Genomic DNA, 14,292 nt, shown 5'->3' with positions numbered 1-14,292 from the left:
GTCGTCACGCCTTTGCCTTGGTGGCGCCGAGGGTGGCGTCTGCGTCGGGGAGGCGCTGGTCGGGCACGTCGAGCTGGCCGGTTTCGTGGAATTCGAGCTGCTTCCTGCGGTCGGGGATGAGGCCTTCGGGGCGGAAGCGCATGAGGAGAACGAGGGCGATGCCGAAGAGGAGGAGCTGGTAGTCCTGGAGGAAGTCGAGTTTGGCGGGGATGAGGAAGAGGAGGGCGGCGCCGACGAGGGGTCCGCTGAGGGTTCCCATGCCGCCGAGGATGACGGCGGCGAGGAGGAAGGCGGAGTTGGGCGGCTGGGGCCCGGCGAACTGGAACTGTTCGGGGGTGGCGGTGGTGACGACGTGGGCGTGCACGGTGCCGGCGAGTCCGGCGAGGGCGGCGCCGAGGGCGAAGGCCAGGAGGCGGAGGCGGAAGCTGTTGATGCCCATGGCGATGGCGGCGGTCTCGTCCTCGCGGATGGCGATCCAGGCGCGGCCGATGCGGGAGGCCGCGGCGCGCCGGAAGACGAGGACGACGAAGGCCGTCACGAGGATCATCAGCAGGTAGTAGTTGCCGTAGGTGGCGATGGGGATGCCGAGGATGTCGTGGGGTTCGCCGAAGTTGAAGCCGAAGATTTCGAGGTTGGGGATGTTGGGGATGCCCATGGCGCCGTTGGTGACGTCGGGGCCGGTGGTGCCGTTGAGGTTGAGCATGGCGATGCGGAAGATCTCACCGAAGCCGAGTGTGACGATGGCGAGATAGTCGCCTCGTAGGCGCAGGGTGGGGGCGCCGATGAGGACGCCGAAGACGAGGGAGGCCGCGGCGCCGGTCAGGAGGGCTGCCCAGAAGGGGAAGTGGAGCCCGAAGGCGGATTCGGGGGAGCCGGAGACGAGGGCGGCGGCGTAGGCGCCGACGCCGAGGAAGGCGACGTAGCCGAGGTCGAGGAGGCCGGCGAGGCCGACGACGACGTTGAGGCCCAGGGCGACGGTGGCGAAGATCAGGATGTTGGCCCCGATGATCGTGTACTGGTCGGTGTCCTGGGTGAAGGGGAAGCAGGCGGCGGCGATGAAGGCCGCGCCGAGGGCCACGCCGCGGTGGGTGCGGGTGAGTGCGGTGAGGCGCGCGATGAGTCCGGCCCGGTTGAGGGCGGGGATGGCGATCACCATGAAGATCAGGTAGCCGACGAAGGGGGCGCCGTCGTCGGTGTCGATGCCGTAGGTGAAGGCGAGGAGCCCGGCGGCGAAGGCGGCGGCGATGATCAGGATCTCGGCCCAGGAGGGGAGTTCGCGGGTGCGGGGCCTGAGGGGGGAGGCGGCGAGGCTCGCGGTGAAGCGCTGCCAGGGGGTGCCGGGTTGTCTGCCGTCGGCCTGGTCGGGGGGCAGGGCGAGGGCGCCGGCGAGGGTGATCAGGGAGGTGACGGCCGCGAGGGCGCCGCCCGGTTCGAGGTTGATCAGGCCGTTGAGGTGGACGGCGATGGCTATGAGGGTGAACCAGGTGGCGGCGAAGGTGGCGAGGGCCGCGAGGAGGGTGGGGGCGTGGCGCCCTGCGGGGGTGAGCCACTGCAGGCCGCGGATGCCGAGGGCCGCGAGGGCGAACAGCAGGGTGAGGCCGCCGCCGACGAGGGTGACGACCTGCAGTCCGGCGGGGGAGAAGTAGTAGGTGAGGTCGCCGGGGAAGTCGCTGCTCCAGGTCCAGGCGAGGCCGGTGGTGGCAGTGGTGGCGAGGGCGCCTGCGGCGGTGAGGAGGCGCGCGGTGCGCTCGGGGAGGGGTATCAGGCCGCGGGCCGGGGTGGTGGTGGTCTTCGTGGTCATCGGTATCACGCCCGATCCGCGACGCGTTCGCCCAGGAGGCCTTGTGGTCTCAACAGGAGTACGAGGATGAGGAGGACGAAGGCCCAGACGTCCTTCCAGGCTCCGCCGCCGAATTGCTCCATGCCGGGTATTTCCTCGATGTAGGCGGTGGCGAGGGCTTCGGCGACGCCGAGGACGACACCGCCGAGCATGGCGCCGTAGATGTTGCCGATGCCGCCGAGCACGGCCGCGGTGAAGGCCTTGAGGCCCATGATGAAGCCCATGCGGAACTGGACCTCGCCGGTGCGCAGTCCGTAGGCGACGGCGGCGACGCCGGCGAAGGCGGCGCCGATGGCGAAGGCGAGGACGATGATGCGGTCGGTGTTGATGCCCATGAGCTTGGCGGTGTCGGGGTCCTGCGCGGTGGCCTGCATGGCGCGGCCGCTGCGGGTTTTGGCGACGAAGAAGCCGAGGGCGATCATGCAGGCGGGGGCGGCGACGAGGACGAAGACGTCGCCGCGCTGGACGGTGGCGCCGAGGATGTCGAAGGCCTCGCCCTTGAACTGGGGGAAGACGCGGGCCTGTTTGCCGTCGGGGTACCACTTCCAGACGGCTTGCTGGAGGGCGATGGACAGGCCGATGGCGGTGATGAGGGGGGCGAGGCGTGGGGCGCCGCGCAATGGTCGGTAGGCGAATCGTTCCGCTGCTATGCCGACGAGGACGGACACGGCGATGCCGCCGAGGAGCATGACCGGCAGGGCGAGGGCGAGTGAGGTGCCGGCGGGCAGTGCGAGGAAGACGCTGAGCGCTCCGAAGCCGCCGACCATGAAGATCTCGCCATGGGCGAAGTTGATGAGCTGGACGATTCCGTAGACCATCGTGTAGCCGATCGCGATGAGACCGTACATCGCGCCGAGGATGAGTCCGTTGGCCAGCTGTTGCGGCAGTTCGCTCACCGCAGGGCCTCCGTTGCGTGGGAGTGAGAAGAGTCCGGGGTGTCCCGGCGAGCCGGGGTGTCCCGGTGTGCGCGGGCCGCGCCAGGGTCGTTCGTGCGTCCTGGCGCGGCCCGGGGTGGTGTGGGGTGGTGCGGTCGGTCAGCTCTTGTCGAACTTCTTGAATTCGGCGCTGAAGCGGGAGGCCCAGGCGCCCTTGTCGACCTGGTAGGCGGTGATCATGGTGTTGGTGGTGTCGCCGTATTTGTCGAAGGCGATGGGGCCGGTGACACCGTCGAAGGTGACCTTGTTCATCGCGTCGACGACCTTCTTGCGGGCGTCCTCGGGGAGCTTGCCGTCGTTGTCCTCGACGACCTTCTTCACGGCCTGGATGAGGGCCCAGGTCGAGTCGTAGGTGGAGCCGCCGTAGGCCTCGTAGGACTCCTTGAAGCCGGCTGCCTTGTAGTCGGCGATGAACTTCTTGGCGGAGGGGAGCTCCTCGACGGGCTTGCCGACGGAGGAGGCGTAGTCGCCCTGGGCCTTCTTGTTGAGCTTGATGTAGTCGCCGCTGTACATGCCGTCGCCGCCCATGAGGGGGACGGTGACGCCGCCGTCCTTGAGCTGCTGGCTGAGCGGGCCGGAGGCGGGGTACTCGCCGCCGTAGAAGACCACGTCGGGCTTGGCGGACTTGACCTTGGAGACGACGGCCTTGAAGTCACGGTCGTCGGGGCTGACGTGTTCGGTGCCGACGATCTTTCCGCCGAGCTTGCTGAACTGGTCCTTGAAGGAGGAGGCGAGGCCGACGCCGTAAGTCTTCTGGTCGTCGATCACATAGGCCTTCTTGACCTTCATCTTTTCCCACGCGTACTGGCCGTCGAAGGCGCCCTGCACCTCGTCGGTGGTGGCGGTGCGGAAGTAGGTGGGGAACTGGCGGACGCGCTTGTTCTGCTTCCAGTCCTTGCCCTGGGTGAGGTCGGGCGTGGTGTTCGCCGGCGAGATCAGGGTGAGGTCGTTCTGCTTGGAGACCTGCTGCATGGACTGGGCGACGCCGGAGTTGAGCGGGCCGACGATGCCGAGCACGTCCTTGTCGCCCGCGAGCTTGGTGGCGTTCTGCTGGCCGACGTTGGGGAGGGCCTTGTCGTCGAGTGCTTCGAGCTTGAAGGTGACGCCCTTGACCTCGCCGGATTTGTTGGCGGTGTCGATGGCGAGCTGGGCGGAGTTGCGGATGCCCAGGCCCAGGGCGGAGAGCTCGCCGGTGGTGGGGGCGTCGAGGCCGATGACGACGGTGGACTTTCCTTCGCCGCTCTTGTTGTCGTCGCCGCGCGAGCCGCACGCGGAGAGCGTGAGGGCGCCGGTGGTGACTGCGGTGGTGAGGATGAGCAAGGAACGGTGACGCACGATCAGTCCTTTCCCTGGCGCGGCCACGACTGTCGCATGGCCGTTTCGCTCGCCGGGCTGTACGGAGTCGTACAGGGGTGTGCTGGGGCAGCACACCCGGCGGCGCGGTGACTGGCGGTGACTCTAAGCCGGTGTTCGTCGCACCGGCAGAGGCGCCGACCAGGATGTGACGCTCTTGTTATGACCTTCGATGAGCGTTATGCCGTTATGGTCCTTACACCGGAGGGCGAACACGGCGCGGAGGGCGAACTCGCACTTCCACGGGCGTATCAGGGCGCGTGGTGACGCAGCGGCGTCCGGATAGCGGATGCGCCGGGTGCGGTGGTGCGGGTGCCCATGGGGGGTACGGGAGTTGAGCCGGGGACCGCCGGGCGCCGGGGTTACTCAGCGTTACAGAGACGCGTGCGGCCCCGCTCCCGGGACCGGGGGCGGGGCCGTGGCGGCGGCCGGCGGAGCGCCGGCCGGGGTGGGTCAGCCGCGGTAGGCGTCGGTGTCCACCTCGCGCAGCATGCAGGTCAGCCGGGCGGTGCAGACCCGCTTGTCCTGTTCGTCGGTGATCACGATCTCGTAGGTGGCGGTGGAGCGGCCGCGGTGTACGGGGGTGGCGACGCCGGTGACCAGTCCGGAGCGGACGCCGCGGTGGTGGGTGCAGTTCAGGTCGACGCCGACGGCGAGCTTGGTGGGGCCGCCGTGGAGCATGGCGCCGACGGAGCCGAGGGTCTCGGCGAGGACGGCCGAGGCGCCGCCGTGCAGCAGCCCGTAGGGCTGGGTGTTGCCCTCGACGGGCATGGTGCCGACGATCCGCTCGGGCGCTGCCTCGGTGACCTGCACGCTCATCCGCTCGCCGAGGTGGCCGGCGGAGAAGAACGAGGGCAGGTCGAGGCCGAGGCCGGCCCACTGGTCGAGGATCTCCTGCGGAAACTTGGTCGTGCTGCGCTCACCCATGCCTACGGCTCCGTTCGTCACCCGTGATCGTCGTCGATCCGTGCCTGTTCCTATCAGGCTCCTGAGCAAGCGCTCAGCGCGGGGTGGTTGTTCCCGCCGGCCTGCCGGTGGTGGTCAGTCCTCGCGGGGGCTCTCCAGGCGGATCACGACGGACTTGGAGGCGGGGGTGTTGCTGGTGTCGGCGGTGTGGTCGAGCGGGATGAGCACATTGGTCTCGGGGTAGTAGGCGGCCGCGCAGCCGCGGGCCGTCGGGTAGTGCACGACGCGGAAGCCGGGCGCGCGCCGCTCGCTGCCGTCCGTCCATTCGCTGACCAGGTCGGTGTACGCGCCGTCGGCCAGGCCCCGTTCGCGGGCGTCATCGGGGTGGAGGAGCACCACCCGGCGGCCGTTCTTGATGCCGCGGTAGCGGTCGTCGAGGCCGTAGATCGTGGTGTTGTACTGGTCGTGGGAGCGCAGCGTCTGCAGCAGCAGCCGCCCTTCCGGGGCGGTGGGGTATTCGACGGGCGCGGCGGTGAAGTTGGCCTTCCCGGTGGCGGTGGGGAAGCTGCGGCTGTCCCGGGGGGCGTGCGGGAGGGCGAAGCCCCCGGGGCGGGCGACCCTGGTGTTGAAGTCCTCGAAGCCCGGGATGACATGGGAGATACGGTCGCGGATCGTCGCGTAGTCCCGCGCGAACTCCTCCCAGGGGGTGCGGCTGCCGGCGCCCAGGACGCGGCGGGCCAGGCGGGCGACGATGGCCGTCTCGGACAGCAGTTGGGGGCCGGCGGGCTCCAGGCGGCCGCGCGAGGCGTGCACCATGCCCATGGAGTCCTCGACGGTCACGAACTGTTCGGTGCGCCTGCCGTCCGGGCCGGTCTGCACATCGCGTTCCGTACGGCCCAGCGTCGGCAGGATCAGTGCGCGGGCGCCGGTGATCACGTGCGAGCGGTTGAGCTTGGTGGAGACATGGACGGTCAGCCGGGCGCGGCGCATGGCGGCCTCGGTGACGTCGGTGTCGGGGGTGGCGGAGACGAAGTTGCCGCCCATCGCGAAGAACACCTTGGCCTGCCCGTCGCGCAGGGCGCGGATGGCGCGCACGACATCGAGGCCGTGCTCCCGGGGCGGGGCGAAGCCGAACTCCTTCTCCAGGGCGTCGAGGAAGGCGGGTGCGGGCCGCTCGAAGATGCCCATGGTGCGGTCGCCCTGGACGTTGCTGTGGCCGCGGACGGGGCAGACACCGGCGCCGAGGCGGCCTATGTTGCCGCGCAGCAGAAGGAAGTTGACGACTTCCTGGATGGTGGGGACGGAGTGCTTGTGCTGGGTCAGGCCCATCGCCCAGCAGACGATGGTGCGGCGTGAGCCGAGGACCATGGCGAGCGCGCGGTCGATCTCCTCGCGGGTCAGGCCGGTGGCGCGCAGCGTCTCGTCCCAGTCGTCATCGGCGCGGGCCGTGCGCGCGAACTCCTCGAAGCCATGGGTGTGTTCGCGGATGAAGTCCTCGTCGAGGGCTCCCTCGGTGTCGAGGAGGCAGCGGTTGAGGGCGCGGAAGAGCGCCTGGTCGCCGCCGAGGCGTACCTGGAGGAAGAGGTCGGTGAGCGCGGTGCCGCCGCCGGCCAGCCCGCGGGGGGTCTGCGGGTTCTTGAAGCGCTCCAGGCCGGCCTCGGGCAGTGGATTGATCGAGATGATCTTCGTGCCGCCGGCCTTGGCCTTCTCCAGGGCGGTGAGCATCCGTGGGTGGTTGGTGCCCGGGTTCTGGCCGGCGACGATGATCAGGTCGGCCTTGTAGAGGTCCTCCAGGAGGACGCTGCCCTTGCCGATGCCGATGGTCTCCGTCAGGGCGGAGCCCGACGACTCGTGGCACATGTTGGAGCAGTCGGGGAGGTTGTTGGTGCCGAATTCGCGGGCGAAGAGCTGGTAGAGGAAGGCGGCCTCGTTGCTGGTGCGGCCGGAGGTGTAGAAGACGGCCTCGTCGGGGGAGCCGAGGGCGGTCAGCTCCTCGCCGATGATGTCGAAGGCCCGTTCCCAGGTCACCGGCTCGTAGTGGTCGGCGCCCTCGTCGAGGTACATGGGGTGGGTGAGGCGGCCCTGCTGGCCGAGCCAGTAGCCGCTGCGGGTCGCGAGGTCGGCGACCGAATGCTCGGTGAAGAAGTCCGGGGTGACGCGGCGCAGGGTGGCCTCTTCGGCGACGGCCTTGGCGCCGTTCTCGCAGAACTCGGCGGTGTGCGGCTTGTCGGGTTCGGGCCAGGCGCAGCCGGGGCAGTCGAAGCCGTTCGGCTGGTTGACGCGCAGGAGGGTCAGGGCGGTGCGCCGCACGCCCATCTGCTGCTGGGAGATGCGCAGGGCGTGGGTGATGGCCGGCAGCCCGACGGCGGAGTGCTGGGGTTCGCTGACCTGGGGCGCGTCCTGGACGGGGTCCGACGCGGGCGGCTTGCCTGCCATGGCGCTCTCCCTTGAGCCGTGAGCTGGTGCGCGCTCCGCCGGAGCCCGGCGGATCGTTGCGGTACGCAGCAGATCCTGTCACGGACGCGGGGGGAGGTGCAGAGGCGATCGCCGGGGTGTGGACAACGGGAGCGGCCGGGTGTGCGGCGCGGCCCGGGGCCGCCGCGGCGGGGATTGTCAGTGGGGCGTGGCAGGATCGGGGGCGTGGCAGCAAAGGCAGCGAAGAAGAGCGAAGCGACCGGGACCGATGCGGCGGCGGGCGGTCGTCCCCGCCTGCTCCTGATGGACGGGCATTCCATGGCATACCGGGCGTTCTTCGCCCTGCCCGTGGAGAATTTCACGACCGTCACGGGACAACCGACCAATGCGATCTACGGCTTCGCGTCGATGCTCGCGAACACCCTGCGCGACGAGGCGCCCACGCATTTCGCGGTGGCGTTCGACGTCTCCCGCAAGACCTGGCGGTCCGAGGAGTTCGCGGACTACAAGGCGAACCGTTCCAAGACGCCCGACGAGTTCAAGGGCCAGGTCGAGCTGATCGGCGAGTTGCTCGACGCGATGCGGGTCAAGCGGTTCGCGGTCGACGGCTTCGAGGCCGACGACGTCATCGCCACGCTCACCGAGCAGGCCACCGCACAGGGCTTCGAGGTCTCGATCGTCACCGGCGACCGCGACTCCTTCCAGCTGGTCTCCGACGACGTCACGGTCCTCTACCCCACCAAGGGCGTCTCGGAGCTGACGCGCTTCACCCCGGAGAAGGTCTTCGAGAAGTACGGCCTGACCCCCGCCCAGTACCCCGACTTCGCCGCGCTGCGCGGTGACCCGTCCGACAACCTCCCCGGCATCCCGGGCGTCGGCGAGAAGACCGCCACGAAGTGGATCAACCAGTTCGGTTCGTTCGCGGAGCTGGTGGAGCGCGCCGACGAGGTCAAGGGCAAGGCGGGCGCCAACCTCCGCGAGCACCTGGACGCGGTGAAGCTCAACCGCCGGCTGACGGAGATGGTGCGCGACGTCGAGCTGCCGTGCGGCCCGGCGGAGCTGACCCGCGAGGCCTATGACCGTGAGGCGCTCACGGTGTTCCTCAACGCACTGGAGATCCGCAACCAGGGCCTGCGGGACCGGCTGCACGCCGTCGACCCGGGCGCCGAGGAGGCCGCAGACGAGGCCGCCCCCGCCGCCGGCGTCGAGGTGGACGGCACGGTCATCGGCACCGGCGAACTCGCTCCGTGGCTGGCCGAACACGGCACGGGACCGCTGGGTGTGGCCACGGTCGACGTCTGGACGCTGGGCAGCGGCAGCGTCGCCGAGGTGGCGCTGGCTGCCCCCGACGGCCCGGCCGCCTGGTTCGACCCGTCCCAGCTCGACGAGGCCGACGAGCAGGCCTTCGCCGCCTGGAGCGCGGACGCCGCCCGCCCCAAGGTGATGCACAACGCCAAGGGCCTGATGCGGGTCTTCGGCGAGCACGGCTGGCGCATCGACGGGGTCACCATGGACACCGCGCTGGCCGCCTATCTGGTCAAGCCGGGCCGCCGCTCCTTCGCGCTGGACGCGCTGTCCGTCGAATACCTGGGGCGTGATCTCGCCCCGGCCGCGGCCGGTGACGGCCAGCTGGCGTTCGGCGCTGACGAGCAGGCCGAGGCCGAGGCCCTGATGGCGCAGGCCCGCACGGTCCTCGATCTGGGGACGGCGTTCGAGGCGAAGCTGGCGGAGGTCGGCGCGGCCGATCTGCTGGGGAATGTGGAACTGCCGACCAGCCGGCTGCTGGCCCGGATGGAGCGGGCCGGTATCGCCGCGGACCGTGGCTGGCTGGAGCGGATGGAGCAGCAGTTCGCGGGCGCCGTCCAGCAGGCCGTCAAGGAGGCGCACGCCGCCGCGGGCCATGAGTTCAACCTGGGCTCGCCCAAGCAGCTGCAGGAGGTCCTCTTCGGCGAGCTGGGCCTGCCCAAGACCAAGAAGACCAAGACGGGTTACACCACCGACGCCGATGCGCTCGCCTGGCTGGCCGCCCAGACCGACAACGAGCTCCCGGTGATCATGCTCCGGCACCGTGAGCAGGCCAAGCTGCGCACCACCGTCGAGGGCCTGATCAAGACCATCGCCGCCGACGGCCGGATCCACACCACCTTCAACCAGACCGTGGCGGCCACCGGCCGGCTGTCCTCCACGGACCCCAATCTGCAGAACATCCCGGTGCGCACCGACGAGGGCCGGGCGATCCGCCGCGGCTTCGTCGTCGGCGAGGGCTTCGAATCGCTGCTGACCGCCGACTACAGCCAGATCGAGCTGCGGGTGATGGCCCATCTCTCCGAGGACGAGGGCCTGATCGAGGCGTTCACCTCCGGTGAGGACCTGCACACCACCGTCGCCTCCCATGTCTTCTCGGTCGACAAGACCAAGGTCGACCCGGAGATGCGCCGCAAGATCAAGGCGATGTCCTACGGCCTGGCGTACGGGCTGTCGGCCTTCGGCCTCTCCCAGCAGCTGGGCATCCAGCCCGATGAGGCCCGCAAGCTGATGGACAACTTCTTCGAGCGGTTCGGCGGGGTGCGCGACTACCTCCAGCGCGTCGTGGAGGAGGCCCGCGCCACCGGCTACACGGAGACCATGCTCGGCCGCCGCCGCTACCTCCCCGACCTCAACAGCGACAACCGCCAGCGCCGCGAAATGGCCGAGCGGATGGCGCTGAACGCCCCGATCCAGGGCACCGCCGCCGATATCGTCAAGATCGCGATGCTGCGGGTCGACGCGGCACTGCGGGCCGCGGAGCTGGAGTCCCGGCTGCTGCTCCAGGTCCATGACGAAATCGTCGTCGAGGTGGCCCCCGGCGAACGCAAGAAGGTCGAGGAACTGGTCCGCCGCGAAATGGCCGCAGCGGTCGAACTGAGCGCGCCGCTGGACGTCTCGGTCGGCTCCGGCAAGGACTGGGAGTCGGCGGCGCACTGAGCCGCGAAGCGGGCCGGTGACGGCGCGGACACCCCGCGCCGCCCCCGGCCGGCCGCCCCGCCCGCAACCCGGCCCGCACCGCGCCGAGTTGCGGCCGGTTCCGACCCGTTTGGTATCGGCCCGAACCCGGTCGTCGCCCGCCGCGTCATGGATCTTGTTCCCCGCAAAAGCGCTCTGCTTTGATCACCCCGTGATGCGCCGTGCGGCCCGAGCCCTGGGCACCTATGTCTCCCGCAGCCCGGTCACGGCCGGCTATGCGGCACTGCTGCTGTCGACCCATCTGTGGTGCACCGCGGTGCTGTCCACCGCGGAGGCCCAGCGGGTGGTGCTCGGCGTCAGTACTCATCTGGACAATCTCCAGGACCGTCCGGTCCGTGTGCTGGCGGGCAGCATGCTGTTCTTCGACGGCACACTGACCGACATCACCTCGGAGGCCTTCGCCGGCACGCTGATCACGCTCGGGCTCGGCGTCCTCGTATGCCTGGCGTGGCTGGAGCGACGGTACGGAGCGGGGCGGGCCTACGGCATCTTCGTCCTCGGCCATCTCGCGGCCACGCTGCTCACCGTGCCGTTGATCCTTGTGGCCCTAGCCCACGGCTGGTACCCGGAGAGCGTCCGGCACGCCGCCGACTTCGGCATCAGTTACGGGGCCGAGACGGTGCTCGCGACGGGGGCGCTCCTGCTGCGCCGGGCCCGGTGGCTCGCGGCGGCCGGTGTCGTCGCCTGGCCGGTGCTCGGCGGCGACTGGAGCGGGGTGCTGCCCGACTTCACCACCGTCGGACATCTGCTGGCGGCCGCCATCGGCTTCGGCTGCGGCGCCTTCCTGCTGCGGGCCGCCCGGCGCGCCGCCCCGGCCCCCGTGCCGCAGCCCGCCCCGGCTCTCGTCGAGTAGCCCGACGGGGTGCGGCGGGCGTGGACGCCCAGCAGGTTCGCCGGGCTGCATCACCCGTCGTGGGGCGAGGTGTTCCGTGACCCGGCAGCGGCGCCCGACGGCGACACCGCCCGGGGCGCGGTCCGCACCGTGGGCGCGGGCAGCCGCCCCATGGCGTCAACTCCCCGGGTGCGGCGGTGCAGCAGCCGTACGGCCACCGCGTAGAGCGGCAGTCCGAGGAGGAGTCCGGCCCCGGCGCCGAAGAGCACGGTCGGGAGGTAGTCGAGCCAGGCCGCCGCGGGACCGTATACGGCGCGCGCCCGCAGGACACGGTGCACGGCACCGGCCGCCACACACAGTGCGAGCGGGGCGGTCAGCAGCAGCCGCAGCCGTACGCTCAGCACCGGCACCTCCACCGGTACCGCGACGGGCGCGGATGCCGCGGCCGCCGCGCTGCCGCCGCCCCGCCCCCGCAGCACCGGCCACAGAAACGCGCCCATCGCCGCCAGCGCGAGCGCCGAGGTGCCGTACTGCACGTAGGTGTAGACCGGCAGACCGCCCACCACCCGGTCCAGACCGGGAACCAGCCGGGTGCCCCAGCGGCCCGGGTGGGTGAACGCGTCCCAGACCACATGGGTTGCCGCCCCGAGTACCGCCGAGACCAGGAACCAGCCCACCAGGACGGCGACTTCACGAGGTCCCCGGGGCCGCCAGGGCCGGCCGCGGAGGAAGGTGTGGACCGGGCCGCGCCACGCCCGGGGCAGCAGCGCGGCCAACGGCTCGCGCACCAGCAGCCAGCCGCCGACGAGGGCCACGGTGACCAGCACATCCACCGTCAGCACACCGGTCAGCGAGTGGGTGACCTCGCCGAAGGCCATACCGCCCGGAACCAGGGTGTCCGCGTAGTACGTCATATCGGGTGCGAACGTCCCCGCCACGAGGGCCGAGGCGACCAGCGGACCGCGGGCCGCACCGGTCCGCCGGACGGCCGGGAGCACGGCGGCGGCATGGCTGAGCGTGAACGGCATATACCTCTCCTCGATCGATACGGATCATTATGTGTCTGATGTGGGTGGTAGATGCCGGGCCCGACTTGTCGTAGTGTCGCCTGAGTTGGAGCGCTGGGGAGCGCGATACCGCGTCAGGAGCGCGGTACGGCAATGCGGAGGGGAACCACGTATGGCAGCCACATTCCGACGGCGGCTCCAAAGGGGAGCGGCCTCGACGGCCGTGGCGGCCCTGGTGCTTGCCGCGCTGACCGCATCTCAGGCGCCGGGCGCCACCGGCGACGCGGCCGCCAAGCGGCAGCCGGCCCCGCCCCCGGCGGACGTCCCGATCGACGGCGGCTCCGGGTACTACACCGACCTGCCGCCCCTCAACAGCCCGGTGCCGCCCCGGGGTTCGGACCACAACGGCCAGGGCCCCGCCGCCGGCAGGGGACCCGCCGAGGCCGGTCTGCCCGCCACCGTGCTGGCCGCGTACAAGAAGGCCGCCTCCACCCTCGGCACCGACGACCCGGGCTGCCGGCTGCCCTGGCAGCTGCTCGCCGGGATCGGCAAGGTCGAATCCGGACAGGCACGCGGCGGAGCGGTCGACGCCGAAGGCACTACCCTCCGGCCGATACTCGGCCCGCAGCTCAACGGCCGCGGCTTCGCGCGTATCACCGACACCGACAACGGCCGCTATGACGGCGACCTCACCCACGACCGTGCCGTGGGCCCGATGCAGTTCATCCCGTCCACCTGGTCCACCGGCGGCCCCGATGGCGCCGGTTGGGGCGCCGACGGCAACGGCGACGGCAAGAAGGACCCCCACAACGTCTTCGACGCGGCGCTCGCCGCGGGCGGCTATCTCTGCGCCGGCGGCCGCGATCTGACGGCCCAGGACGACCTGGACCGGGCGATCCTCGGCTACAACCACTCCGAGGAATACCTGCGCACGGTGCTGTCCTGGTACGCGTTCTACCGCAACGGCACCCACGAGGTGCCGGACGGCAAGGGCGTCCTGCCGGTCCACCGCGACGCCGGCAGGCACGACGACAACGGCGGCCGGTCCGAAGGCCGCCGGCACCACGGCCACGGCGGCAAGCCGGACAAGAGCCCGCGCCCCGGCGGATCCGGCAAGCCCGGCAAGGGACACAAGCCCGGCAAGGGGCAGCAGCACGACCCGGGCAAGCCCGGGCGCCCGGACGGCACCGGCCCCACACCGGGCGGCACGGAGCCGCCCAGCCAGAAGCCCACCCCCACCCCCGAGCCGCCCACCGGGCCCGCGCACCCCACCGCCCTCGTCCGGGTCGGCGACAAGGACCTGAGCACCACCGCGGGCGCCGAGTTCGCCACCCCGCCGCAGGTCCGCGCCCAGGACGCCGAGGGCAAGGCCGTCGCCGGCACCCCCGTCCGCTTCACCCTCCCCGCGGCCACCGACGCCCGCTTCCCCGGTGACGCGACCGCCGTCACCGTCAAGACGGACAAGAACGGCCTGGCCACCGCCCCCACCCTGCGCGCGGGCGACCGGACCGGCGCCTTCCACATCCGGGTCACCACCGTGGCGCACACCGCGCCCGCCGTCGAGCTCGGCGCCACCGTCAAGGCCAGGCCCGCCCCGAAGGCCGACAAACTCGCCCGCACCTCGGACAAGGAGCTGACGGCGACCGCCGGAAAGGCCTTCGCGGAGGACGCGGTCGAGATCAAGGCCACCTACCAGGACAAGATCGCGGCGGGTGTGGCCGTCACCGCCACCATGGTCACCGACGACCCGAAGCAGCCCGTGGAGAACGACAAGGGCCCCTACTTCAAGGACCCCGAGGCCACCGGCGCCGCCAAGCACAAGCCGGTCCGCACGCTCACCGGGCTCACCACGGACGCCGACGGCCTGCTGAAACTCCCGAAGATCTACACCGACGCGCACCCGGGCACCTTCCTGCTGAGGCTGACCACCGCAGACGGCGCCGTGCTCACCGTCAAGCTGAAGGTCGCCGCCGCGGCCGGCTCCTGACCGAGTCACCCGGC

9 protein-coding genes are annotated in these 14,292 nt (G+C 71.0%); 3 read left to right on the top strand and 6 right to left on the bottom strand.

The window, feature by feature from the left end; genetic code table 11:
- Positions 1-4: 4 nt before the first annotated feature.
- From NUT86_RS11375 to NUT86_RS11355, 5 genes are all read right to left on the bottom strand, one after another.
- Positions 5-1,801, bottom strand: coding sequence for a branched-chain amino acid ABC transporter permease (locus NUT86_RS11375; RefSeq protein ID WP_274734950.1), 1,797 nt, complete (start codon positions 1,799-1,801; stop codon positions 5-7).
- Between the two features lie 5 nt (positions 1,802-1,806).
- On the bottom strand, positions 1,807-2,736 hold the full coding sequence (locus NUT86_RS11370) for a branched-chain amino acid ABC transporter permease (RefSeq protein ID WP_018090345.1): 930 nt from the start codon (positions 2,734-2,736) through the stop codon (positions 1,807-1,809).
- Between the two features lie 138 nt (positions 2,737-2,874).
- Entirely contained in the window at positions 2,875-4,095 is a 1,221-nt protein-coding gene (locus tag NUT86_RS11365; RefSeq protein WP_018090346.1) for a branched-chain amino acid ABC transporter substrate-binding protein, read from the bottom strand.
- Positions 4,096-4,581: 486 nt separating this feature from the next.
- Entirely contained in the window at positions 4,582-5,055 is a 474-nt protein-coding gene (locus NUT86_RS11360; RefSeq protein WP_018090347.1) for a PaaI family thioesterase, read from the bottom strand.
- A 114-nt stretch (positions 5,056-5,169) separates the two neighbouring features.
- Positions 5,170-7,470, bottom strand: a complete 2,301-nt coding sequence (locus NUT86_RS11355; protein ID WP_274734947.1) for an FdhF/YdeP family oxidoreductase — start codon at positions 7,468-7,470, stop codon at positions 5,170-5,172.
- 204 nt (positions 7,471-7,674) lie between these two features.
- On the opposite strand from NUT86_RS11355, the gene polA reads away from it, so the two are divergent.
- On the top strand, positions 7,675-10,413 hold the full coding sequence (polA, locus tag NUT86_RS11350) for a DNA polymerase I (protein WP_159490399.1): 2,739 nt from the start codon (positions 7,675-7,677) through the stop codon (positions 10,411-10,413).
- A gap of 193 nt (positions 10,414-10,606) precedes the next feature.
- Positions 10,607-11,305, top strand: coding sequence for a rhomboid-like protein (locus NUT86_RS11345; protein ID WP_159490561.1), 699 nt, complete (start codon positions 10,607-10,609; stop codon positions 11,303-11,305).
- Between the two features lie 50 nt (positions 11,306-11,355).
- Here the strand turns inward: NUT86_RS11345 and NUT86_RS11340 are convergent, their stop codons facing one another.
- On the bottom strand, positions 11,356-12,312 hold the full coding sequence (locus NUT86_RS11340; RefSeq protein ID WP_274734945.1) for a DUF4184 family protein: 957 nt from the start codon (positions 12,310-12,312) through the stop codon (positions 11,356-11,358).
- 151 nt (positions 12,313-12,463) lie between these two features.
- Between NUT86_RS11340 and NUT86_RS11335 the strand changes: the two genes are divergently transcribed.
- On the top strand, positions 12,464-14,278 hold the full coding sequence (locus NUT86_RS11335) for a lytic transglycosylase domain-containing protein (protein WP_274734944.1): 1,815 nt from the start codon (positions 12,464-12,466) through the stop codon (positions 14,276-14,278).
- Positions 14,279-14,292: the final 14 nt, after the last annotated feature.

It is taken from the genome of Streptomyces sp. G7(2002), from assembly GCF_028870195.1.
Taxonomy (GTDB): domain Bacteria; phylum Actinomycetota; class Actinomycetes; order Streptomycetales; family Streptomycetaceae; genus Streptomyces; species Streptomyces nigrescens.
The sequence above is the reverse complement of the archived record's forward strand: the minus strand, read 5'-3'. Positions and strand labels throughout refer to the sequence as shown.